General features: G+C 52.2%; 17 protein-coding genes. 11 read left to right on the top strand and 6 right to left on the bottom strand.

Annotated features, from left to right (window positions below):
* Window positions 1–4 precede the first annotated feature (4 nt).
* A complete protein-coding gene (tsaA, locus tag HCH_RS23735; protein WP_011399022.1) occupies window positions 5–724 on the top strand; it encodes a tRNA (N6-threonylcarbamoyladenosine(37)-N6)-methyltransferase TrmO in 720 nt (239 codons plus the stop codon).
* On the opposite strand, the gene HCH_RS35120 is transcribed toward tsaA, so the two are convergent.
* Complete coding sequence (locus tag HCH_RS35120) at window positions 714–1,268, bottom strand: PilZ domain-containing protein (RefSeq protein WP_083769817.1); 555 nt, start codon at window positions 1,266–1,268, stop codon at window positions 714–716. The two genes, tsaA and HCH_RS35120, sit on opposite strands and share 11 nt — an antisense overlap.
* A 298-nt stretch (window positions 1,269–1,566) precedes the next feature.
* The gene (locus tag HCH_RS23745) at window positions 1,567–3,843 is read right to left on the bottom strand and encodes a response regulator (protein WP_011399024.1); all 2,277 of its coding nucleotides are present in this window, start codon (window positions 3,841–3,843) and stop codon (window positions 1,567–1,569) included.
* 362 nt (window positions 3,844–4,205) lie between these two features.
* On the opposite strand from HCH_RS23745, the gene HCH_RS23750 reads away from it, so the two are divergent.
* From HCH_RS23750 to HCH_RS23780, 7 genes are all read left to right on the top strand, one after another.
* The gene (locus HCH_RS23750) at window positions 4,206–5,993 is read left to right on the top strand and encodes a cation:proton antiporter (RefSeq protein ID WP_011399026.1); all 1,788 of its coding nucleotides are present in this window, start codon (window positions 4,206–4,208) and stop codon (window positions 5,991–5,993) included.
* Window positions 5,994–6,110: 117 nt separating this feature from the next.
* Window positions 6,111–7,112, top strand: a complete 1,002-nt coding sequence (locus HCH_RS23755; RefSeq protein WP_011399027.1) for a DUF3187 family protein — start codon at window positions 6,111–6,113, stop codon at window positions 7,110–7,112.
* Window positions 7,113–7,318: 206 nt separating this feature from the next.
* Complete coding sequence (locus HCH_RS23760) at window positions 7,319–7,882, top strand: YfaZ family outer membrane protein (RefSeq protein WP_011399028.1); 564 nt, start codon at window positions 7,319–7,321, stop codon at window positions 7,880–7,882.
* 198 nt (window positions 7,883–8,080) lie between these two features.
* The gene (locus tag HCH_RS23765; protein WP_011399029.1) at window positions 8,081–10,417 is read left to right on the top strand and encodes a hypothetical protein; all 2,337 of its coding nucleotides are present in this window, start codon (window positions 8,081–8,083) and stop codon (window positions 10,415–10,417) included.
* A 133-nt stretch (window positions 10,418–10,550) separates the two neighbouring features.
* Window positions 10,551–11,375, top strand: coding sequence for a glucosaminidase domain-containing protein (locus tag HCH_RS23770; RefSeq protein ID WP_011399030.1), 825 nt, complete (start codon window positions 10,551–10,553; stop codon window positions 11,373–11,375).
* 107 nt (window positions 11,376–11,482) lie between these two features.
* On the top strand, window positions 11,483–11,899 hold the full coding sequence (locus HCH_RS23775; RefSeq protein WP_011399031.1) for a YkvA family protein: 417 nt from the start codon (window positions 11,483–11,485) through the stop codon (window positions 11,897–11,899).
* A gap of 159 nt (window positions 11,900–12,058) precedes the next feature.
* On the top strand, window positions 12,059–12,961 hold the full coding sequence (locus tag HCH_RS23780) for an acyltransferase (RefSeq protein WP_011399032.1): 903 nt from the start codon (window positions 12,059–12,061) through the stop codon (window positions 12,959–12,961).
* A gap of 153 nt (window positions 12,962–13,114) precedes the next feature.
* On the opposite strand, the gene HCH_RS23785 is transcribed toward HCH_RS23780, so the two are convergent.
* Together HCH_RS23785 and HCH_RS23790 are read right to left on the bottom strand one after the other, a co-directional pair.
* The gene (locus tag HCH_RS23785) at window positions 13,115–14,491 is read right to left on the bottom strand and encodes a DUF1329 domain-containing protein (protein WP_011399033.1); all 1,377 of its coding nucleotides are present in this window, start codon (window positions 14,489–14,491) and stop codon (window positions 13,115–13,117) included.
* Between the two features lie 39 nt (window positions 14,492–14,530).
* A complete protein-coding gene (locus HCH_RS23790) occupies window positions 14,531–16,333 on the bottom strand; it encodes a DUF1302 domain-containing protein (protein WP_011399034.1) in 1,803 nt (600 codons plus the stop codon).
* Window positions 16,334–16,833: 500 nt separating this feature from the next.
* On the opposite strand from HCH_RS23790, the gene HCH_RS23795 reads away from it, so the two are divergent.
* Window positions 16,834–18,015 carry a thiolase family protein gene (locus HCH_RS23795; RefSeq protein ID WP_011399036.1) on the top strand — a complete coding sequence of 394 codons (1,182 nt, stop codon included), beginning with the start codon at window positions 16,834–16,836 and terminating at the stop codon, window positions 18,013–18,015.
* Between the two features lie 64 nt (window positions 18,016–18,079).
* Here HCH_RS23795 and zapE read toward each other — a convergent pair whose 3' ends face one another.
* Entirely contained in the window at window positions 18,080–19,192 is a 1,113-nt protein-coding gene (gene zapE / locus HCH_RS23800) for a cell division protein ZapE (RefSeq protein WP_011399037.1), read from the bottom strand.
* A 380-nt stretch (window positions 19,193–19,572) separates the two neighbouring features.
* On the opposite strand from zapE, the gene HCH_RS23805 reads away from it, so the two are divergent.
* The gene (locus HCH_RS23805) at window positions 19,573–20,058 is read left to right on the top strand and encodes a YhcB family protein (protein ID WP_011399038.1); all 486 of its coding nucleotides are present in this window, start codon (window positions 19,573–19,575) and stop codon (window positions 20,056–20,058) included.
* Between the two features lie 26 nt (window positions 20,059–20,084).
* Here HCH_RS23805 and HCH_RS23810 read toward each other — a convergent pair whose 3' ends face one another.
* Window positions 20,085–20,846 carry a Nif3-like dinuclear metal center hexameric protein gene (locus tag HCH_RS23810; protein ID WP_011399039.1) on the bottom strand — a complete coding sequence of 254 codons (762 nt, stop codon included), beginning with the start codon at window positions 20,844–20,846 and terminating at the stop codon, window positions 20,085–20,087.
* A 66-nt stretch (window positions 20,847–20,912) separates the two neighbouring features.
* Here HCH_RS23810 and HCH_RS23815 point away from each other — a divergent pair, with 66 nt between their 5' ends.
* Window positions 20,913–22,001: a S1C family serine protease gene (locus HCH_RS23815; RefSeq protein ID WP_011399040.1), complete on the top strand. Its 1,089-nt coding sequence runs from the start codon at window positions 20,913–20,915 to the stop codon at window positions 21,999–22,001.
* Window positions 22,002–22,006: the final 5 nt, after the last annotated feature.

Below are 22,006 nucleotides of genomic sequence, written 5' to 3' on the forward strand. Positions count from 1 at the left end.
AGTGATGGAAGAGCTAGTCTATCGCCCTATCGGTCATATTCGCTCCTGCTATCCAGAAAAATTCGGGGCGCCGCGTCAACCCGGGCTAGTTAAGCACGCCATCACGGAAATCGTGCTCTCACAAGCGTTTTCATCAGAAGAGGCGGTGTCAGGACTGACAGCATTCAGCCATATATGGGTTCTGTTTCATTTCCACAAAACCGCAGCAGCTGGCTGGAAACCGAAAGTGCGCCCTCCAAGACTGGGAGGCAATAAGTCAGTCGGCGTATTCGCCTCCCGTTCCCCATTTCGCCCCAATCCTATCGGACTCTCCGCCGTGCGCCTGTTGTCCGTTCAGGAGCGTGACGGCTTACAGATACTCAGCGTAGAAGGGGGCGACTTCGTAGACGGCGCGCCCGTATTGGACATCAAGCCCTATATTCCCTATGTCGATGCGATAGACGCAGCAGAAGGCGGCTATGCCGCGGAAAAGCCTGAACCCTGTCTGGAAGTACGCTTTACAGAAGAGGCCGAACAAAACTTGCGCCAGTACAGCCTGCAATATCCCAACCTTCGAGAGCTGATTATTGAGACCATTGGACTGGACCCGCGGCCCAGCTATAAAAAAAGCCAAGCTGACACGAAAGTCTATGGCTTGGCTTTATATGACCTTAATATTTCCTGGCGTGTTCATGAGAACTACGCGCTTATCAGCGCAGTCGCGCCTCTATCAGTTAATGAGTAATCACTTCCGGGCCTGAGTCAAACTCGGGAAAGTCCGGCGCGTGCTTTTCAATCCATTCTCGCGCCGCTTCTTCCCCTGATATGCGGCGGCCTTCTGTCGCCAACACTTCCCGCTTGTAATGCTCAATATGGCATACCTGCTCCACCATCCGGGCGGCGAATGCGTCTTTCTCGCTCATGAAACGCAGCCCTATTTCAAAGCCGTTCTCCACCTCGTTACACCAGATAACCTGAGCAGGCGTTCTGAAGGTCGGACGCACAAAAGAGATAACCACCATCACCTTCTCTCCCACTTCATAGGGCGTTGGCGACATACAGCACACTCCGCCACAACTTATGTTTTGCATACAGTGTGAGGACGCGGCGGGACAGCAACTGACGCCCACGGTGGCGGGGCTCTTATGGATTATTGTGTCAGTACAGACACCAGATTGAGAGTATAAGTCTTCTTTGGAGGGACGTTTCTTTTCAAGCAGAATAGGGATATCTGTAGGATGACGTATAAACTGACGCATCGCTGTATCTCCAGTCACAAACATGTTCATAAGCACATCGCCTATTCAATGTCAGCGTTAAGTCGACCTTCGTACAGCTCATCCACTGGCGTTTGTGTTCAGTATAAAATTCCGCGCATTCTCCTTTGCCGTACCGCTCCCACTTCTTGACGCTTGAAGCTGAAGGCCTGTAGAACACAACTTCTGACGCGTCACAACCTTCCTTAATCTAAGATTTAGGGGAAAAAGGCTGCTTTTTCAACCATGGCCAGGGGTTAACAGGGGCTTTTTTCGTTAATTTTTCAAAATTTAACGGCATTGCCCGAAACCTGTCACCAAAAGGGACATATCAAGCTTGTTCCAGAACTTTTTCTTCAAAGTGACGAACAATGGCGCTTAGCTCTTCGAAACGGATCGGTTTGGTCAGGAAGTCATCCATCCCGCACTGCATGCATTTCTCTTTTTCGCCGGGAAATGCGTTCGCTGTAAGCGCCACGATGGGGATATGGGAAAAGCTTTGACCGCTCTCACGAATACGCCTGGTCGTCTCGTAACCGTCCATGACCGGCATCCAGCAGTCCATAAATATCAGATCAAAATGGGTTGAACCCATCTGTTGAATGGCTATTTCGCCATTTTCAGCAAAATCTACTCGGCAACCGCACTTCTCCAACATCTTACGCGCGAGGTTGCGATTGACGGTGTTGTCTTCAACCAGCAGAACACGTAACCCGGAACGTTTTGAATCCCTGCGATCCTCGAACGTCATCAGACTGGGAGAAAGGATAATCGAGGTTTCATTCGGCTCTTCTACCATAACCGTGTACAAGGCGTCACGTAAGTGTGACTCTCTGTCCAGTTTACTGAGATAGCCGGATACTCCCGCGCCCTTCAGCTCAGACACATGCTCTCTTTGCGGATGTGAGGACAGCGTCAAGATCGGCGCGTTTTTCTGCAAGTCCAGGGATTTGATGAATTTGATCAGATCAATAAACTCATCGCCCGGTAGCGACTCGTCCAGAATCATCGCGTTGTACGGGGCTTTGGAGTCCACCGCCTGATTCACCAGCGCCTTGACCTCTTCGGCAGTTTTAGCGATATCACAATGCAGCAGAGATTCTTCCGAGAAGATATCCAGAGTCGCTTTGAGGCTGAGTTCGTTGGCGTCGGCCACCAGGATTCGGCTTTCTCTGAAAATATTCTCTTCATTGAGAATCTGCGGACTGTAACTTTGCACACGTTGACAGGACAGTTGCGCCCAATACGTCGTGCCTTTGCCTTCTTCACTTTCGATGCCGAAAGAGCCGCCCATCAACTCGACGAACTGCTTACACAACGCCAGTCTCAGCCCTGTCCCAACTTCATTCAGACCTTGCGAAACCGGCGCCTCAAAGGTATTGGACAGCAATGTGTCAATTTCATTGGGGCTGATGCCCGGACTGCTGTCTTCCACAGTAAAACGAATGCGCACCCGGTCTTCGTCAAACGCCACCGGATGCACATGCAGCACCACCTGTCCCTTGACCGTAACCGTAATGGCAACGGACAGCAGGCTTTCCAGCACGCGCAACAATATATTGCGATCCGTCAGCACCCGGGTCGGCAGTCCCGCATCCACAAAGGTTTCAACGTTAAGGCCTTTCGCTTCCGACACCGTCGAAACACGCGCCACCGCCGCCTGTAACAAAGCCCGCAACTCGGTCGGCGCCAAATCCACTTGCGTCGTGCCGGCTTCCAGTTTGGAGAGATCCAGCATGTCGTTAAACAGGGTCAGTAAAGACTCAGAACTCTGTTGCACCGCCAGCAAATACTCGCGCTGCTCCTGTGAGACGGGGGTATCCAACAACAAACCGGTATAGCCAAGAATATTATTCATTGGCGTACGCAGCTCGTGGCTGATATTGGCGATAAACACGCTCTTGCTTTGATTCGCCTTTACCGCTTGCGAACGCTCGACTTGAGAGCGTTGCTCGGACTGCCGCAGGATACGCGTCTGCTCCAGCATACGGATGCGCAGGTTATTGATCGCTGTGACTACCTGGCTTAGCTCGTCCGATGAGGACGGCGGCTTGCGGTCAAGGGTTAATGTCGCCGTCGGATTATCAATCTCAAGCCTGCGGCAATATTGCGACATTTTTTCCAGATGTCGACTGACCAAAAGCCAGAATATCAATAGAAAGAAAATAGCGACGACAAAGGTTTTGACGCTCTGGGTAATCAGAATAATAAGCAGTCGATCCCAAATTTTGTGCTGAATCGGCTCCAAAGTGGCGATGAGCGTCAGATCTCCGAGCCAGTAATTGTCCATGCCCGGCTGATAGATGGGGTATACCTTACTGAAGGAAGGCTCGCCGGATGGGGGCGTACCAGCGGTAAACACATCCTGGTAGTTGGTGACCAGAGAGACATTGTAAATTTCCGGCAGGCGCAGCAATCCCCGCAATAACACATCCAGGTTATCGTGATTGATGCTCCACAGACTGTTCGCCAGTCCTGGTTCGAAAGTGCTGGCGACATCATCCAGCCTGGTGTTGAGCGCCGCCACTTCCGCGCGGTAATCCAGCCACAGCTGTACGCCGGTGGAGACCAGGGCGACGGCTGTGCTGAACAGCAGAACGCTCGCCACGACCTTCGACCCTAAAGGATACTTTCGCAGCCGTTTACTAAATTTACCCCACAAACCCCTAAACTCCCTGTTTGCCTACTACCATTGAGAGCGCTATCGATATTGTAGCAAAACCTTACTTTGACGCTTCTGACGTCCAGTCGCCTATTCACCGCCGGTCCTGGAACAGCGACAACTCTATATATGTTCCCGTCAATAATCCATCCCGCCTACGTATTCAACAGCGATCAGGAGCAGGAGGCGGCGCGTTGCGCAAACCACTGCCGCATCGGCTTTAAGCTGGCCACACCAGGGATCAACTGCTATCTTTAGCGGAAAAACTGACTGCTAAACCTCAACTCTTCCGGTTCGGAGCTTCCCTTTTGAACGAACATGTCGTCGTAGCCCTCGCCGCCATCCTGTTTTTCGGCGTCGCATCTCAGTATATAGCCTGGAAACTGAAACTGCCTTCAATACTATTATTATTGCTGAGCGGTATTGTGCTGGGCCCAACGACCGGCGTGCTGAACCCTGACGAAATATTCGGCGACTTCCTGTTTCCAGCTATTTCTTTCGCCGTCGCCATCATCCTGTTCGAAGGCGGCCTCAGCCTTAAACTGGCGGAGCTCAAAACCAGCTCAACCGCTGTCCGCAGTCTCGTCAGCGTGGGGATACTGATCACTTGGTTTCTCGCCTTTATTCTGTCCTGGATCACGCTCGACGTTCCCTGGATTCTCGCCCTGCTGATCGGCGCCATTCTTACCGTGACGGGCCCCACCGTCGTACTGCCGTTGTTGATGTTGATTCGCCCCAAAGGTCAGGTTAACTCCATTCTGAAATGGGAAGGCATACTCAATGATCCCATTGGCGCGCTCCTCACCGTATTAGTCTATGAGGCTGTAGTCTCCACCAGCGTGGGCAAAGCCACCACCCTGTTTTTATCCGGTTTTTTGTTGACCGTCGTGGTAGGCGGTTTGATGGGCTTGATTGCCGGCATGTTGGTGGCTACCGCCTTGCGTCACCACTGGATACCCGAGTTTCTGGGCAACACCTTCACCCTGGCGATGGTGATGTGTCTGTTTACTGCTTCCAACCTGATACAGCACGAAAGCGGCCTGTTCAGCGTCACCATCATGGGGATATACCTGGGCAACCAGCGCCTGGTATCGATCCGCAATCTGGTCGGTTTTAAAGAAGACCTGCGGGTTCTATTGCTTTCCTCTATGTTCATCGTCCTCGCTGCACGCCTTGATGTACAGGATCTGGAGCATATCCACGCCGGCAGCTTCGCTTTCCTTTTACTTCTGGTCTTTCTGGTGCGCCCCATCGCGGTATGGGCGTCCACGGTGAAAAGCAACCTAAGCTGGAAGGAAAAGTTGTTTCTATCCTCCATGGCGCCTCGAGGCATCGTCGCAGCTGCGGTGGCGTCTCTCTTCGCAGTACGTCTGCAAGGCATCGGTTATGAGGAAGCGGAGGCGTTGCCTCCCACCATGTTCCTGATCATTATGGGCACGATCCTCATCTATGGGCTGGGAGCCAGGCCTCTGGCGAAAAAGCTGGCGTTGTCCGACGACAATCCGCAGGGTTGCATCATTCTCGGCTCCAACGCTTTCACCAATGCGCTTGCGAAAGCGTTGAAAAATGAAAATGTGAGCGTGCTGATCGTCGACGCCCGGTGGAGCAATATTAAAGAAGCCCGTATGGAAGGAACGCCAACATTGCTGGGCAACGTGCTTTCCGAACAATTACTGGAGCGCGTTAACTACACTGGTATGGGACGTTTTCTGGCGCTGACGCCCAATCTGGAGCTGAACTCTCTCGCTTGCATCCGTTTTTCTGACATATTCGGCGTTAAAGAAGTGTATCAGCTCGGCGAACCTGAGGATAAAGACAAGCCCGCTCAGTGGATACCCGAGGATTTGTCCGGGGTCGCCCTGTTCTCCACTCAAGCCACTTACAACCACATCATGAAACGGCTGAATCATGGCGCCGTCATCAAGCGCACTCCTCTTACCAAAGACTTCACCTACGAACAGTTTAAGGAAAAGAATCAAGACCAGGACCCATTGCCGCTATGTTTAGTGGGTGAAAACGGGGGGCTAAGCTTCTTCACTGTGAAGAAAAACCTGCAGCCCAAACCGGGCCAGGTATTGATCAGCCTCGTGGGTTAACGCTCGCAGCTAAAATTTCTGAATCGCCCCGCCAGTTTCACTTCCTTCCGTGAGAGAGAATGAAACGGGCGGGGCGACTCATATAACTTGGCATGACATGAAGGAATCATCCAACCGATGACGTCGTTAAAAAAAATAACTTACGGGATAGTTCCCCCCTGCGTCTGTGTACTCTTGTCCTCCCACGCGATGGCGCTGTCTCCCACTCCTTTCGAAGTGGGAAACTTTTCCCCCCTTGCCCAGACATTTGGACTGCCGTCTATTCAAACGGCGCTGAACACGGCGCCATCCGGCTTTGAGATCAGTTTGCAACACGCCACCGCAAACACGTATGTCACACACGAGAACATTAACGAAATTTCCTATTTTGACGGCGAGGTGGCGATAACCTCGTTATCGCTGCGCTGGCGCTTCACAAATGACGCCGAACTTACCTTGAGAGCGCCCTATGTCGACCACAGCAAAGGCCTATGGGACGACTTCATCTACGATTGGCATGAATGGTTCGGCCTCCCTCAGGGCGGCAGGACACAGGACGCCAACGATCAGTTCGCCTATGTGTACCAACGCAACGGCGAGCGGCTGCTGAACTTTCGTGAAGAAGCTTCCGGCATTGGCGACGTCCGTGTCGGTTACTCACAACAGTTGCGCTTCTGGGAACAGGATTGGCTGGCGCAACTGGAAGTAAAAGCGCCAACCGGAGACGCAGACAAACTCACTGGCAGCGGAGCCTGGGATCTCTCGGCAGGAATAGGTTGGGAAGGCGCGGTAGCAAGCCCTGAACAACGCTTTATTCCATTCGCCGGAGCCGCCGTCAGCTACCTTGGCGATAGCGACCTCGACCTTGCGCCATTACAAAAAAACTGGGCGCTGTCCCTGCGGGCCGGCGGCCATTGGCGCGCCTTGCCTTACCTCACCCTAACCGCACAGATAGACAGCCATTCAGGGCTTTACCACAGCCAATTACGCGAGTTAAGCAATTTCTCGTTGCAGTTGACCACCGGGGGACAAATAGCCCTTAGTGATTCACTGGTATTGAATATTGCTATCGCAGAGGACCTTAACACCACCATCACACCAGACTTTGTCGCCATTCTAGGCATGACCTACGGTTGGTGACTTATTAATAGCCAGGCCGTCAGATAACCGGTTATTAATTTGAGCCGACATTCGCCTGTGGTTAAGATGTCGGCTTGTCGCCTTTAGCGCCTGAGGGCGTATTTCCGCAATCCGCTACTTGTTATTTCGTAGATGGACACATTCCGCAAACGGAAGTTCGCCGGAAACTTTTTCTCAGAATGATTAAACCAGGAGCAACCATATCCATGAGATTTTTAGGGCTTAACGCGGCTATCGGCGCCGCCGCACTGTTGGGAGCCAACATCGCAACCGCTTCCGAACTAGACTTCAACATTGGCGATGAGTCCGTTAACGTGCAGGTCAATATGTTGCCGCAATCCAGAGATTTCGAAACAGGCCTTGGCTACCTGTACCACAAAGGCGGCGGTCACCTGCTCAACGGCGATCTGCATGCTCGGGGACAAACCGCCATCGGCAACCTGCCGACTACTGTTGGAATTGGCGCCCAACTCGACGTTTTTACCGAAGGTGACGTCGACGGCTCAGCCATTGCATTAGGCGGCTACGCGCACATCAAGATTCCCGCCGTCCCTGGATTGGGGCTCAAAGTAGCAGGCCATTTCGCGCCATCCATCACGTCCTTTCAGGACGCCGAGCAGTTCTCCCGTTTTGACGTAAAAACCACCTATCGCGTTATTCCCAACGCCGATATTTATCTGGGATACCACGTCATCAAAGCGGACATTGAACGAAATAATGACATCACGCTGGATGAAGGTTTGAACGTCGGATTCGCCTTGCAATTCTAGTCTCTGTAGAAAGCTTATCGCTTTCACCTGGACAGTCTCCCGCCGCAGAAGGCGCCTCTTCGTCTTCTGCGGTGATTTCTTCCCTTCCATCCCTGCGCCTCTCCGGCTGGGACTGCTTCACAGAATCCTCATACCAGGGTTTTCCGCCCTCCGTAAAAACCCTTAGACTAGCCGCAACAGCCTCAATAAGAATCAACAATGGAATTGCCTATGTCATTGCGCGAGCTGAAAAAAATTTCCGGGCTCCTGCTGCTTGCATCCGTACTCTCCGCCTGCGGCGGCGGCGACGAATCTCTTGATGGCGCCGGTGGTTATACACCGCCCAAGAACGACAACAAAGTTGATCCTCCCGCTGGCGACGCCAGTGGAGAAACGCCACCCGACCCCATTGACGCCAGACAAGTCAATGTCGCAGTGCTCGCCACCCCAGGCATGCAAGAAGCCACGGTCGCACAGAAAATATTAAACGCTTTTCTGCCGGCTTCGGCCTACGCCATCTCCGCAGGAGACAAAGTTGCAGCCAACCTGAGCGTCCAACAGCTGGATTATCGCGGCAATGTCATTTCCGGCGGTGTGATATCAAGCAATGACTATTCCGTCAATCGCTCCAGCGACGGCAGCTACACCATCACCTTCGACGGCTCTATTCCTCAGAGAATTGACTTGGTTATTGCCGCGGAGCTCAGTAACGGCTCAGTGATTCGCACCGGCCTGCCCAACGCAAACAAAGGGATACTGATCACCGCCGCGTCGGAATATGCGGTCAGAGACTTCTTTAGCAGCCTGAGTTCTCAGGCCGAGCTTGACGGCATGATGCCCTGCAATGACGGAGGGGACTCCTGTGGTTCACAAGCAGCCGCGCGCATGCTGAACTGGGCGGCGTTGATGAACGGGGTGCAGGATTTTGAAGTGACCCTGCCGGACAACGCAGATCTGGAAGAAACGATGGCGTTTCTTGGCGACAACGAATTATTTGACGACTTCGTCGATCAGTTCATCGCCACCATTCGCGAAACAAAGATCGACGGCGCAACCTCAACCAGCATTGCCCCCGTACTGGAAAACAGAGCTGGGCTGTATAACTCCGTTTTATTCGCCGCCGGCTTGAATCAAGGCTTGCCCAACGGCTCCCCAACCGTTGTGTTCTCTAACCGTATCGCCACCATCAAAACCAACACGTCCGCAGAGGTCACCACTTACTCCTACCCCATCGCCAGCTTCACCGCCACCGTATTGGGCATTATCAATAACATTATCGTCGAGCAGGTCCCCTGGGAGCGTCATAGCCTGACGCAAGTCTCCGACGACGTTTTTAACCCGGGGGCGCAAGCAGAAGAGGACGATATCAACGCCCATGTCGGCTCAACGTTGACCTACCTGTCCCCAAGCGGCTTTTTCGATATGGCGCGTCTGCAAACGCAGTTCATTACCCGGGAGGACAGCGTCAGCCCCACCGGCTGGCTGACCAACCCCTTCTACACTCGTCTGTACACGACGAAGTCGACCAACGACGACAGCACATCCTCACCTTCTATGGCCTCCGCCTACCTAAGCGATGGATTTGCGATTGAGCTGGCCGCTAAATCAACTGGAGGATATAGCCGCGAGCTGACGCTGGAAAAACTAAATACTTTCGGCTGGCTTTTCCACAGCCGGCAATCTTCAGATTTCAGTACTTCCGTTATAGACGGCGGCGACTATGGCGTGATCAGCCTGCGACAAAAACTCGATACAGACCCGGTTATGTCTGTCACTGGCACCATTCACCACTGGCAAGCGACGTCGAGCAATATTGCGCAAACTCAACCCGCTCCGGTTGCTGGCGATCCCGACATTTATCATACCTATCAGATGAGCCGCAGCGCCGACGGCTCCGCGTCCGGCGTAGGCGTATCAACGGAAACCCCAGAGTCTCTGGCGCTGGAGCGACTGCCCACTATCAAGTACAACAATGACGACAAAGCCTATGAAACGCAGTACACCGGACGTATCAAAGCGGGCGCGGCAACTGGGGTCAGTGATCCTTCCGGCAATGTACTGTCGTTCAATATCGACAGCGAAACGGAAGGCCAAGGCATCATTCATGCTGTAAGGCTGTCGGACACTGACATCAACTACACCGGCGCAAGCTATGTGTTGTACGGCAATAGCTTCGGCATCAGCGCAGGCGCAACAGTGTTCGGGAATCACAACCTCTCCACCTTGACCTTCGACGACGCCTCTGTCGCCACCTTACACCTGAACGAACGTCGGGTAACGCAGACCATTGGCAGCCAAACGCTCAGCGATATTGAAAATCACGATGGGGACTACTCTCTGACGCCACAGGCGTCTCCAGCCGCCAATACTGGAGCCGACAGAAACCTTCTCAAGTTGGATTTCACCGACCCGCAACCCGCAGGCGGAGAAACGCTGACAATGGAAGGATTCGCCGCCAGCGGCGGCAATCTGCTGGTGTTATTAGTCCGTTACGGTGACCGTATCGGGCTGGTATACGGCTTCAAGCAACAAGCGTTAACCGCAAATTCAGATTAAACGACGACTCCCGCCCCTGCTCTCCGCACTAATTGCGCGGGGAGCAGACATTACCGCCCACTACCCCAAAGTGTTGAATCAGCTAAACTAAATACGCACAATAAAATCTGCTCGCAAAAACGATGGGTAGTACATGAAGAATTACCGCAGTTATGCCGTTATTGCCTTTAGCGGCGCTTTGGTTTGGCTTTTTACATTTTCGCTCTGGTATGACTTACATGCTCTAGTAGTTAAGGAAGATAAGAAAGAGCTCAAGCCTCAAAACGTCAACCTGACGCCAACAGCCCCACTTCCGGATTTCAGCAGTTATCAAGATGTCGGAGAAAAGAAAGAGGCTTTTTTCTCTTATTTGTTGCCTCTGGTGCAACAAGCCAATCGACAAATCAAGGAAGAGCGTCAATTCATCCAAAAGATGCAGCGTCAGACTACTTTCTCCACTGAAGACACCGCACGCCTGCAACGCTTGGCGGAAGCCTATCGGGCGCCATTTGATAACGCTTTTAATAACGACTTTTTCAAGCTTATGCTACGCAGAGTGGATACCATCCCCCCCTCTCTGGTGCTGGCGCAAGCCGCCAATGAATCCGGCTGGGGCAGTTCCCGCTTCGCCCGTGAAGGCAACAACTTGTTCGGACAATGGTGCTTCAAACCTGGATGCGGCATAGAACCCGCGCAAAGAGCCTCTCACCTGAAACACGAAGTGGCGCGCTTCGATACCATCTATCACTCTGTGATGAGCTACATGCGCAACCTCAACCGGAATCTGCACTATATCGATCTCCGCAAGACCAGAGAAAAGCTAAGGGCGCAAGGACTCCCTGTCACCGGGCAAAGCCTGACTCCAGGTCTGGCGAAGTATTCTACCCGGGGAGAAGCCTATATTGCAGAAATACAGGGACTGATCCGCGCCAATGACTTGGAAAAGTATGACCAACCCAGTGACGCCGCAATGCTTTGATTATTCAGGCTTTCCAGATGAAAATGCAAGCGTTGGTTATTTAATTCAGAATTTGCTGGCGGGGTTGCGTAAAATGAAATGGATTCCATCCGACTATGGGACAAACTATGAGTATCAATCTAGCCCGTAACCGCTTCTCCGAGCCCCCCCGTATTGAATCGGAAAATCATCCGCCGGTTTCTGGCGCCCGGCTGTGGAAAAAGGTGAGCGCAGCCGCCTCCGCCGCTGGCGTCACCACGGTAGAGCATGCATTGACGCTCTATTACACCGCCGCATCGCCTAACACGCCGATGTGGTGCAAAACGGTCATCTACGGCGCTCTGGGGTATTTCATATCGCTTATAGACGGGATTCCCGACCTGACCCCGATCCTGGGTTACACCGATGACCTTACGGTCATGGCGGGCGCCATCGCTACTATCGCCGCGCACATCACACCAGAAATACGACATCAGGCGCAGGAAAAAACAGCGGTCTGGTTTAAAACCGATAAGAAGCATTCATCTCAGCAAGGGAGTAATTGATGGCGGCATCGCACGTAAACTGATCCACACTGCACAAGAATCGGGGCGACTCGCCCGCTGGAAAATAAACGCCGAAAAACGCGACAGGCGACCTACATATTCGCCTGGATAAGCAAAATTCAGATTTCCTGAAAACACAATAACGAGATATTTCGACTAATGTTGAGCTTTCTTCCACATTGGCTACGGGGCGTTCTAGCCGTCCTCTTGATCCTGCTTTCAACGACTATTTTATTTCCTTTCGTACTGGCGCTGGCTTTTATTAAGCTGCTGATACCGGTTAGCGCCTTGCGTAAACACTGCACTATTGCGCTGATAGGCATCGCTGGACTGTGGATCAATATTAATAATGGGCTGTTGTATCTTCTTCATGACATCCAGTGGGATGTGAAAGGCGATGGCGACCTCAAACCTGATGACTGGTATCTGGTAACCTGCAATCACCAAACCTGGGCCGACATCCCCATTGTACAGAGAGTGCTTAACGGCAAAGTTCCAATGTTGAAATTTTTCCTTAAGCAAGAGCTGATTTGGGTACCGTTGATCGGCGTAGCCTGGTGGGCGTTAGACTTCCCGTTTATGAAGCGCTACACCCGAGAACAGGTTGAACGCAATCCCGCCTTGAAAGGCAAAGATCTGGAAACCACAAAAAAAGCCTGTGAGAAATTTAAATACACTCCCGTTACCGTATTCAATTTCCTGGAAGGGACACGTTTCACCCAGGCCAAACACGATCACCAGAAGTCGCCCTACAAGTACCTGCTAAAGCCCAAGGCCGGCGGCGCTGCGTTTGTCTTAGGGGCGATGGGAGAGCATTTGCATACGATGCTCAACATCACCATTCACTACCCTGGAAAGGCTCTGGGTTTTTGGGGATTGGTCTCGGGGCAGATCAAAAAGGTGGTGATCCGTATTGAAAAAATCCGCATTCCCGATCAGTTTCTGAGTCGAGACTATATGAACGATGCTGAGTTCCGCTCAGAATTTCAGGAATGGATTGCACAACTATGGAGAAAGAAAGACGAACAATTAGAGCAGCTCCACCGGCAATACGCGTCATGAAACCAGCAACGCCTGGCTCCATGCGCTTTAAAGCTATGCTCAATTATTCACGCTATTAATCAGGCAAACAAATAGCTTCCTTCTATTTGTCTGCAACGACAGGGCCTGCACAGGTCAGGCCCTGTCTCCCGCGGCTAACCGCGCATGACGCGCTTACTTCCTTCCCGACCGTCTCAACGCTGCGGGAGTAAAGTCCTGAGAGCTGGCCTCCAAATTGAACTCATATCCCTTTGGCTCTTCATTGGTTAAGCCCAGAGCCAGATAGCGTCCGGAAAGCAGGTCATATAGGACTTCTGCGGAGAACCAGGAAATCTTCTGATCGTAGAAGTAAACATGGTGCCCTTCCGCAACGCGCCACAGTTCGCCACGGCCGTCATAATGATCCGCCAAGCCAATTTGCCAAGTATCCTCGTCAACATAGAAGACGCGCTTCGCATAGATATGTCTGGAGCCTGGCTTCAGTGTGCCCTCCACCACCCATACGCGGTGCAATTCGTAACGCGCCATGTCCTGATTCAAATGACCAGGCTGCACCAGCTCGGAATATTTCACTTTTTTCGAGCTGAGATCATATGCGTTGTAGGGCAAATAGATTTCTTTCTTGCCCAGCACTTTCCAGTCATAACGATCCGGCGCGCCGTTGAACATATCGAAGTTATCGGTGGTGCGCAGACCGTCTGATGCGGTGCCAGGACCATCATAGGCGACCTGAGGGGCGCGACGCACGCGACGCTGACCTTCGTTGTAGATCCAGGCGCGACGAGGCTCCTTAACCTGGTTCAGTGTTTCATGCACCAGCAATACGTTACCCGCCAGTCGCGCTGGGGACTCAATTTCCTGCTTGAAATAGAAAATAACGTTGGGGTCCGCGCCGGACTTATAGTCAGACAACGAACTCACATAACTTAACTGCTCGGAAAAAATAACTGGCGTGAAATCGCCGTTCGCCAATGGCGTCACCTGCGCCACGCGTCGACTCAAAGAGCCGCCGCGCCAGCGGGTGATGTGGTTCCAAATGATCTGCTTGGCCTGCTCGGAAGAGCTACCGCTCAAGATAGGAAACGCCACAGCCATCTGGTAGTCGGTGATGCCGTTGCCGTCCGCGACCAGCTCTACAGAAGTCGCGTTGTGCTTCGCCGCATCATAGACCTTTTGATCGTAAGCGGAAGTGCGATGGGTGGGATATACCTTAATCTTGTAGCTGCCGGGGTATTTCTTCAGCATCGCCATCTGACCGGCGGACAGGTGATCTTTATACTGGTCCGCATTGGACGCGCTAATCACGAATTTGGGCTTTTCCGCCGCGAACGGATTAATGTAATCAACGCCGTCATAGCCAGCAGGAATGGTCTTCAACCCACCCTCCCAAGCCGGAATGGTTCCGTCAGCATTACCCGCTTTTTCCGCACCGATGGGCGTCAAAGTATCGCCCAATTTAGACGCTTCGCCCGCTGGCGCCTTGGCCCAGGCGAGTGAAGACGATATCGCCAACGCTAAAGCGCTGAGTTTTATTATTGCATTCAATCTCATTGAGGCTACCTCATAAACCCTTAATAACTTAACTAAACCCTAAAATGATACCGATACGCTTGCAGAAACGTTGTCCCGGTCATTGAGGTAATTGTACGGCTCGCCCCCGAAGAAATTGGTGTAGCCAATGGAGGCGGAATATTTATTCAAATAGACGCCTTTCAGAGTCAGGCCTACCGCTTTAGAGCCTTCTTTAAACGGCGCTCCGGGCTCCGGCGCATACCCTTTGACGTCATGACTCCACGCCAATGACGGCTCTAGGTTAATGCCTGCAAACACATTGGGATAATCCAAGGTGAAACGCATACGGTAGCCCGCGGAGAAGTCAGTAACAAAACCTTCATTCTCACAAAAGGAAGGATTGAGATTTACATCGTCGCAGCTTGCTCCTGAATCGTTGACAACCGGCCCGGTACCATAGGTGCTGTCCCGACCTAAGCGGGAATCATTTGGCAAGTCATGCACAAACACCGCTCCAATTTCAGAAACGAATGTCAGCCTGCTTGCTCCGAGGACCTGATCGATAAACTTGATAAAGGTTACCTGAGCTTGCGTTACCGCGAACTCTTCATAACCCTGTATAACATCGCCAGCGGAATCGTCAGCATCGTAAAAAGCGCTGTAAGGCTGATTCTTACTTGCGGCCGTCAGTTCAAAAGTGTTTCTCTGAATTGGCAAATTTGGGCGGTAGGTTAACTCCCCCCCAATAGACCAGCCATTATCCGTGCTGGTATTAAAGCTGACGCCAAAAAGCTGTATATCTTCAGGGAACTCTATAAAGTATTTGGCGCCGACGCCGCTTGCGCCCTCTCCTTTAACGAATGAGGCGTATGGCAGTCTGCTATGGTAATTAATGTAATAAAAACCAAATTCAGTATCCCCCAGATCAGCGGCATACCACCGCACCGCCAAACCGTATTGACCGTTATTATCAGCCTCCCGGTCTCCAAGCCTTTCATTCACTAAAGCGCCAGTACCAGCATCAAGATTAATTACCTGTGATTCAGGAAACTGAGCCAGAGTATTAATTCCACCACAACCATCAGGACCTGAGTCGCTATTGGAAAAGAAAGTTCCGCAAGGGTCCGCTTCGGCTTTCTCCCATTCAATCTGGTAAAAGAACTCTGTCGTAAGGTCTTCAGTTAAGCCCACCGATGTATAGAACATATTGACTGGGAGCAATACATCCTTGACTTCGGCCCCTGGCGCCCGAGCGGCTGAGGCGTCTATCGGATTGATAATATTCACGCCGCCAAGGATAAATGTGCTTTCCCCCCAACTGACTACCTGCCGTCCCAATCTAGCGTTCACTGGCGTATCGCCAAAGTACCAGTCACCCCAGACATACGCGTCAAGAAAGCGCACGTCTGCGCCCGCCTGCTCCAACGCCTGATCGTTCAATGGCCGTGTCTGACCGACTTCATCATACGCCCGGCCTTCATCCATTAACTCTTTGTCGTAGAAGTAGCGCAAACGCGTAAAGCCGCCGTAGTCGCCATAGCGCAACATTAAATCAGAGGTGCCCTTGATAATTTTTGAGTAAGTCTCGCCTTTCTTAAAGTTCCAGTTGCCGTTGTCGCTATTGTGAGAGGAAGCGGCATCTGAGTAGGGCCCTGCGCAGCTAGCGCCTTCACAGCGCCCCTGGTTGCCAGGACTCAACTGATTCTTATCGCGATCGGATATCCGCCAGCTTGCTCCGGCGGTAAGGGTGGTGTCCAGCGAGCCTTCAATATCGCCCAGATAAAATTGAAACGCCTGCGCCGGAGCAGAGATTGTCGCCGCCACTGCGACGGCCAACGGTAATTTGGTCCACTGACGCCAACGTTTATTTTTATTTATCATCGAACGCTACTCCGTTATTTTTCTTAGATCTTCATGCCATGCAGGAAGACGTTCTGTGTAAACCCAATTTTTTGTTTTATTGTCGACCTCTAGAAGATGTAAAAGACGTGAAAACACGGCGGGATCTTCTACGATGAAAGTCTCATACACTATAGACGCTAATGCCCGGATTCACCAACAGTCTAAATAAAAAACGCAAGTTATGAAAAAATAAGAAAGTTATGGCTTTTATCCAGGATTTTCAGGACGTAAACAGTTATCAAATTCGGCCCGGTTTTACATGGGTGTTTTTTACGGTATTCACGTTATATAAGAATTGCTAAACAGGTCTCATTACTCACTCTGTATTCTATCTATTTATACGCTCGCCCTAACGAAAAAGTATCCCGCGCAGCCACGTTGCATTTGCATCGTAAGCGAGACATGATGAAATCAAGGTCAGACGGTTTCGCCGTCAACGAAAAATAAAAGATACACACCAAAAACAATAGGAGAAAAACATGAATGCGAGAGAGGTCGTAATTGTGTCTGGAGCCAGAACGCCAATGGGCGGTTTTCAGGGCTCCCTGAGTTCATTGACGGCTGTGGAACTGGCTGCGGCGTCTATTAAAGAAGCCATATCCCGCGCCAACCTGCAGCCTGACGACATACAGGAAGTCATCATGGGCTGCGTTCTTCCCGCAGGCTTGAAGCAAGGCCCCGCGAGACAGGCGATGCTGGATGCGGGCATCCCCAATTCTACTGGCGCCACCACCATCAACAAGTTGTGCGGCTCCGGCATGAAAGCCACGATGCTGGCGCATGACCTGATCGTCGCAGGGACCAATCAAGTCATGATTGCCGGCGGTATGGAGAGTATGAGCAATGCGCCTTACTTGTTGCCAAAGGCGCGCTCAGGCTACCGCATGGGCCACGGCGAAGTAAAAGACCACATGTTCCTCGACGGATTGGAAGACGCCAAAACCGGGCGCCTGATGGGTTCATTCGCTGAGGAAGTCGCCGGTAAATTCGGCATCACCCGCGAACGTATGGACGATTTCGCCATCAGATCGTTAAAGCTTGCCCAGGAAGCGATTGAAACCGGCGCGCTGAAGGACGAAATTGTTCCTGTCACAGTGTCGACGCGTAAGGGAGATGTCTTAGTAGAGCATGACGAGCAGCCAGGCGCAGCCAATCTTGAAAAGATCCCCACGCTGAGACCCGCATTCCAAAAAGATGGCTCCATCACCGCAGCTAACTCCAGCTCCATCTCCGACGGCGCTTCCGCTATGGTTTTAATGAGTCGTGAGGAGGCTGACCGGCGCGGCGCGAAGCCTTTCGCCAGAATCGTCGCTCACAGCACGCACTCCCAGGCGCCCTCAGAGTTCACCATCGCGCCTATCGGCGCCATTCAAAAAGTACTACAGAAAGCGGGCTGGTCTAAGGACGAAGTCGATCTGTTTGAAATCAATGAAGCTTTCGCCATGGTGACAATGCTTGCGATTCAAGAGCTGGGCTTGGACGGAGAGAAAGTCAATGTATTCGGCGGGGCCTGCGCCCAGGGACACCCCGTTGGCTCAACCGGCTCGAGAATCATTATTACCCTGATGCATGCGTTGAAGCGTCTCGGCAAGAAGCGTGGCGTAGCGGCGCTCTGTATCGGCGGCGGCGAAGCAACTGCTGTCGCCATTGAGCTTGTCTAAACCGAAACAGTTCGTGTGATGTAGAAAGGGGCCGCATACGGCCCCTTGCAGAATTTGAGGAAAATCAGGGACGGTGCGGAGAAGCCAGGTATTCCTGAGATTGCATTTCCAGCAATCGACTCTCTGTTCTTTCAAATTCGAACCTGAGACGCTCGCCCTGGTATATCTCGTTAATTGCAGCGGCGGCGGAAATAATCACCTTCACGCGGCGGTCATAAAACTCATCCACTAAGTTAATAAATCTCCGCGCCTGATCTTCTTTATTCGCCTCAAGTGTTGGGACGTTGCTTACGAGCACGGCATGAAACTCACGGGCCAGCTCTATGTAATCGTTCTGACTGCGGGGACCATCGCACAGCTCTTTAAAGTCAAACCAGATAACGTCATCCGCCCGACGTATGGCGTTCAGCTTGCGGCCATTAATCAGAATATCGGTTTGATGCGCCCCTGCTTCCACAGCCAAACGTTCATAGCTTTGCGCCAGGCTCAACTGAGCCTCTTCATCCAAAGGATAATGATAGAGCTCCGCCTGCTGTAGCGTTCGCAGGCGATAATCCGTGCCTCCGTCGACATTCACCACTTCCGTATGCTGATTCAACAACGCGATTGCCGGCAGGAACCGTTGCCGTTGCAGGCCGTCTTTATACAGCCCGTCAGGCACAATATTGGATGTGCAAACCAATGAAACTCCCCGCTCAAACAACGCTTCAAGCAAGGTGGCCAGGATCATAGCGTCGCCAATATCGGTGACAAAGAACTCATCGAAACAGATGACCCGCGCTTCACGGCTAAAATTATCTGCGACAATCTCTAGCGGATTCTTTTCCCCTTTAAGCTGCTTCAGCTCCTGATGCACCCTTTGCATAAAACGGTGAAAGTGCACGCGCATTTTGCGCTTGAAGGGTAAACACTCATAAAAAGTGTCCATCAGGTAAGTTTTGCCACGCCCAACGCCGCCCCAGAAGTACAAGCCTTTCTCGGGAGTCGTATCTGCTTTGGTCAGCCCGATTTTCCGCGCCAGGCGCTGTATACGACTGGCTTGAAGACGTTTGCTTTCCGCCGCTGTCAGACGTTCAAACAACACCTGCAGTTTTTCAACCGCCATTTCCTGAGCGGGGTCATAGGAAAAATCCTGGCGTTCGAGATCTTGTCGATACTTTTCAATAGGAGTCGTCACTGCCTGACTCGCCTCACTGATAAATGATGTTCAAGTCGCCAACTCATTATATTGACATGGCAATGATATTGGCATGTTAACAATCAGGCGCATGGATACGCCTGCGCGGCGGCTAGCCGCGGGAGACAGGGCCTGACATGTGCGGGACCTGTCTGCCTGATTAATAGTTGGCCGAAATTGGGCGCTTATTTTGCCTTTTTCTAGACATATTGACTACATGGGTAGGGGATATTCCCGATCCCTTCACACATGGCGTCGTTGCGAGGGACCTGTGCGACCAAAAGCTACCTGCCGGCAATGGAAATCGAAACGCTTTTGTCGGTATACTAACTCACTCCTCCGGTTCACAATTCCTTGCAAATTTAAGTGTTGAAAGAATTATGGGATCTACCATTGTTATAGCGGCGGTAACTTTTCTGGTCGGTTTAGGCCTGGGCGTTCTGCTGCACAAGCTGTTGCACTCTGAAACCGCTAAAAACCGGCGTTTGGAACGCCAGATCGATCATCTGCAAGATCAACACACCCGCTATCAAGCGGAAGTTGCTGAGCACTTCTCTCGTACGGCGGAAATGCTGGGCAAACTCAACGCCAACTATCGCGACATATTTAATCACCTGGCCGTCGGCGCCGAACGCCTGTGTAGCGACAGTGAATTCAAATCCCTGGTGTCATCCGCCACGCCCTCACTATCCGTAAAGCGCAAAGAGGGCAAGAGCAAAGTCGAGGAAGAATCGGTCTTTGAACCGCCTCGGGACTACGCCCCCAAGGCTGACCCTAAAGAAAAAGGTACTTTATCGGAGGATTATGGGTTCGAGAGCCGCTCACATAATTCCCCAGAAACGACTTCTGAAGGCGAAAAATATTAACCCAGCCTTCACGTGCGATAGTCCGGTTAAACCGGATTATCGCCATCGAAGTAGCTAATTTCCACGTCCACGTTTTCCGCCAGCGCCTTACCTAGAGCCTGCACTCCATAACGCTCTGTCGCATGATGGCCCGCCGCCACATAGACAATTCCCTGCTCACGCGCGCTATGCACAGTCTGCTCGGAAATTTCGCCGCTTAAGTAAACATCCACCCCCAAACTTACGGCTTGGTCAATGAACCCTTGCGCTCCTCCAGTACACCAGGCGACAGTGCTGACTACTTGGCCGGGGTCGTCACAAATAACCATAGGCGCACGCTGCAGTCGGTTACCAATGTGTTCAGCCAGGTCGCTGACTAACATTGGCTGAGGTAATGCGCCGCGCCACAGCAACCCTTCCACATCCCCTGCTTTCACTCTGCCCTCAACGGTAAAGCCCAGGTGCGCCGCCAGAGCGGCGTTATTGCCGTAGTCAGGGTGAATATCCAGCGGAAGATGGTAGGCGATCAAGCTGATCTCGTGCTGCAGCAGTTTGGCGATACGTCTGCGTTTCATACCGACAATCGCCGCACTTTCGCCTTTCCAGAAGTAACCGTGGTGCACCAGCACCGCATCAGCGCCTTGCTCTATCGCAGCGTCCAATAATTGCTCGCTGGCAGTAACGCCACACAGTATTTTGCGAACGTTCTTGCGCCCTTCCACCTGCAAACCATTAGGGCAGTAGTCCCTGATCCGGTCCGGTTGTAACCAGCTGTTCAGCAGTGTCATTATTGTCGAGATATCAGTCATGGCGTACTCCTCAGTCATTGCAGTTATGTTAACATTCCGCGCCAGTGCCGCCAAAGAACGAGAAAAATGAGACAGTTAGCAGCCTATGGAATCGCCGTGGCAATTGGTTTGTCAGCCGCCGGCGTCTATCTCTTTTTTATGAAGCATCCAACATTGCAGCCCCAGCCGGCATTGACTTCATTCGCCGACGCCGTTGAGCACACGCTGCCTTCCGTCGTCAATATCTATAGCGAAGAACCCAATCCTGCGCTGTCCGACGCCATTTGGAACAATCCGCTATTATCGAATTATTCCAAGAATATTACGCCTCCCGAACCTACGCTAAGCAGACTCGGCTCCGGCGTTATTATCGATGAAAAAGGCCATATTCTGACCAATTACCATGTAGTGAAATCCACAGAGCTGATTAGGATCATGCTGTCCGACGGTCGGGAGACTCCTGCAGAAATTGTAGGCCTGGACAGCGAAGCAGACCTCGCCGTACTAAAGCCTAAACAGGACGGGCTTCAGCCAATCCCGGTCAGCCAATCTCAACCCCGAGTGGGGGACATCGTACTGGCGATCGGCAACCCGTTTGGCGTCGGCCAGGCCGTGACACAGGGCATCATAAGCGGCTTGGGACGATCAAACCTGGGCCTGGCCACCTATGAAAACTACATTCAGACTGACGTAGCCATCAACCCCGGCAATTCCGGCGGAGCCTTGATCAACGCCAAAGGCGAACTGGTCGGTATCGTCACCGCTGTGTTCTCCACCACTGGCGGCTATCAAGGTATTAGCTTCGCCATTCCCGCGCAGTCAGCCATGGCGATTGCACAGGACTTAATCCTATATGGCCGAGTTATTCGTGGGTATCTGGGGGTGGAAATGCACGAGCTGGCTCGTCATGAAGCGGACTTTTTTGGCCTTACTGACACTAATGGATTACTGATAACAGGCGTCCAACCAGACAGCCCAGGCAGTAAAGCCGGATTGGAAGCTGGCGATGTGCTTTTGATGATCAACGACATGCCAATGAGGACGTCACAACAGGCCAGAGACTTTGTTTCACACAACAAGCCTGGGGATCAGATCAAACTGACGGTGTTCAGGCGGGGCCAGACCATAAATCTAACCGCCACCTTGCAACAGCGCTCAGGCAATGATGGGGAATAACCTGA

Source organism: Hahella chejuensis KCTC 2396 (genome assembly GCF_000012985.1).
GTDB lineage: Bacteria > Pseudomonadota > Gammaproteobacteria > Pseudomonadales > Oleiphilaceae > Hahella > Hahella chejuensis.

Bases quoted from the DNA above. Each gene is read 5' to 3' on its own strand.
- tsaA (WP_011399022.1), top strand. From the start codon at position 5: ATGGAAGAGCTAGTCTATCGCCCTATCGGTCATATTCGCTCCTGCTAT.
- HCH_RS35120 (WP_083769817.1), bottom strand. From the start codon at position 1,268: ATGAACATGTTTGTGACTGGAGATACAGCGATGCGTCAGTTTATACGT.
- HCH_RS23755 (WP_011399027.1), top strand. From the start codon at position 6,111: ATGACGTCGTTAAAAAAAATAACTTACGGGATAGTTCCCCCCTGCGTC.
- HCH_RS23760 (WP_011399028.1), top strand. From the start codon at position 7,319: ATGAGATTTTTAGGGCTTAACGCGGCTATCGGCGCCGCCGCACTGTTG.
- HCH_RS23765 (WP_011399029.1), top strand. From the start codon at position 8,081: ATGGAATTGCCTATGTCATTGCGCGAGCTGAAAAAAATTTCCGGGCTC.
- HCH_RS23770 (WP_011399030.1), top strand. From the start codon at position 10,551: ATGAAGAATTACCGCAGTTATGCCGTTATTGCCTTTAGCGGCGCTTTG.
- HCH_RS23775 (WP_011399031.1), top strand. From the start codon at position 11,483: ATGAGTATCAATCTAGCCCGTAACCGCTTCTCCGAGCCCCCCCGTATT.
- HCH_RS23780 (WP_011399032.1), top strand. From the start codon at position 12,059: ATGTTGAGCTTTCTTCCACATTGGCTACGGGGCGTTCTAGCCGTCCTC.
- HCH_RS23785 (WP_011399033.1), bottom strand. From the start codon at position 14,491: ATGAGATTGAATGCAATAATAAAACTCAGCGCTTTAGCGTTGGCGATA.
- HCH_RS23790 (WP_011399034.1), bottom strand. From the start codon at position 16,333: ATGATAAATAAAAATAAACGTTGGCGTCAGTGGACCAAATTACCGTTG.
- HCH_RS23795 (WP_011399036.1), top strand. From the start codon at position 16,834: ATGAATGCGAGAGAGGTCGTAATTGTGTCTGGAGCCAGAACGCCAATG.
- HCH_RS23805 (WP_011399038.1), top strand. From the start codon at position 19,573: ATGGGATCTACCATTGTTATAGCGGCGGTAACTTTTCTGGTCGGTTTA.
- HCH_RS23810 (WP_011399039.1), bottom strand. From the start codon at position 20,846: ATGACTGATATCTCGACAATAATGACACTGCTGAACAGCTGGTTACAA.
- HCH_RS23815 (WP_011399040.1), top strand. From the start codon at position 20,913: ATGAGACAGTTAGCAGCCTATGGAATCGCCGTGGCAATTGGTTTGTCA.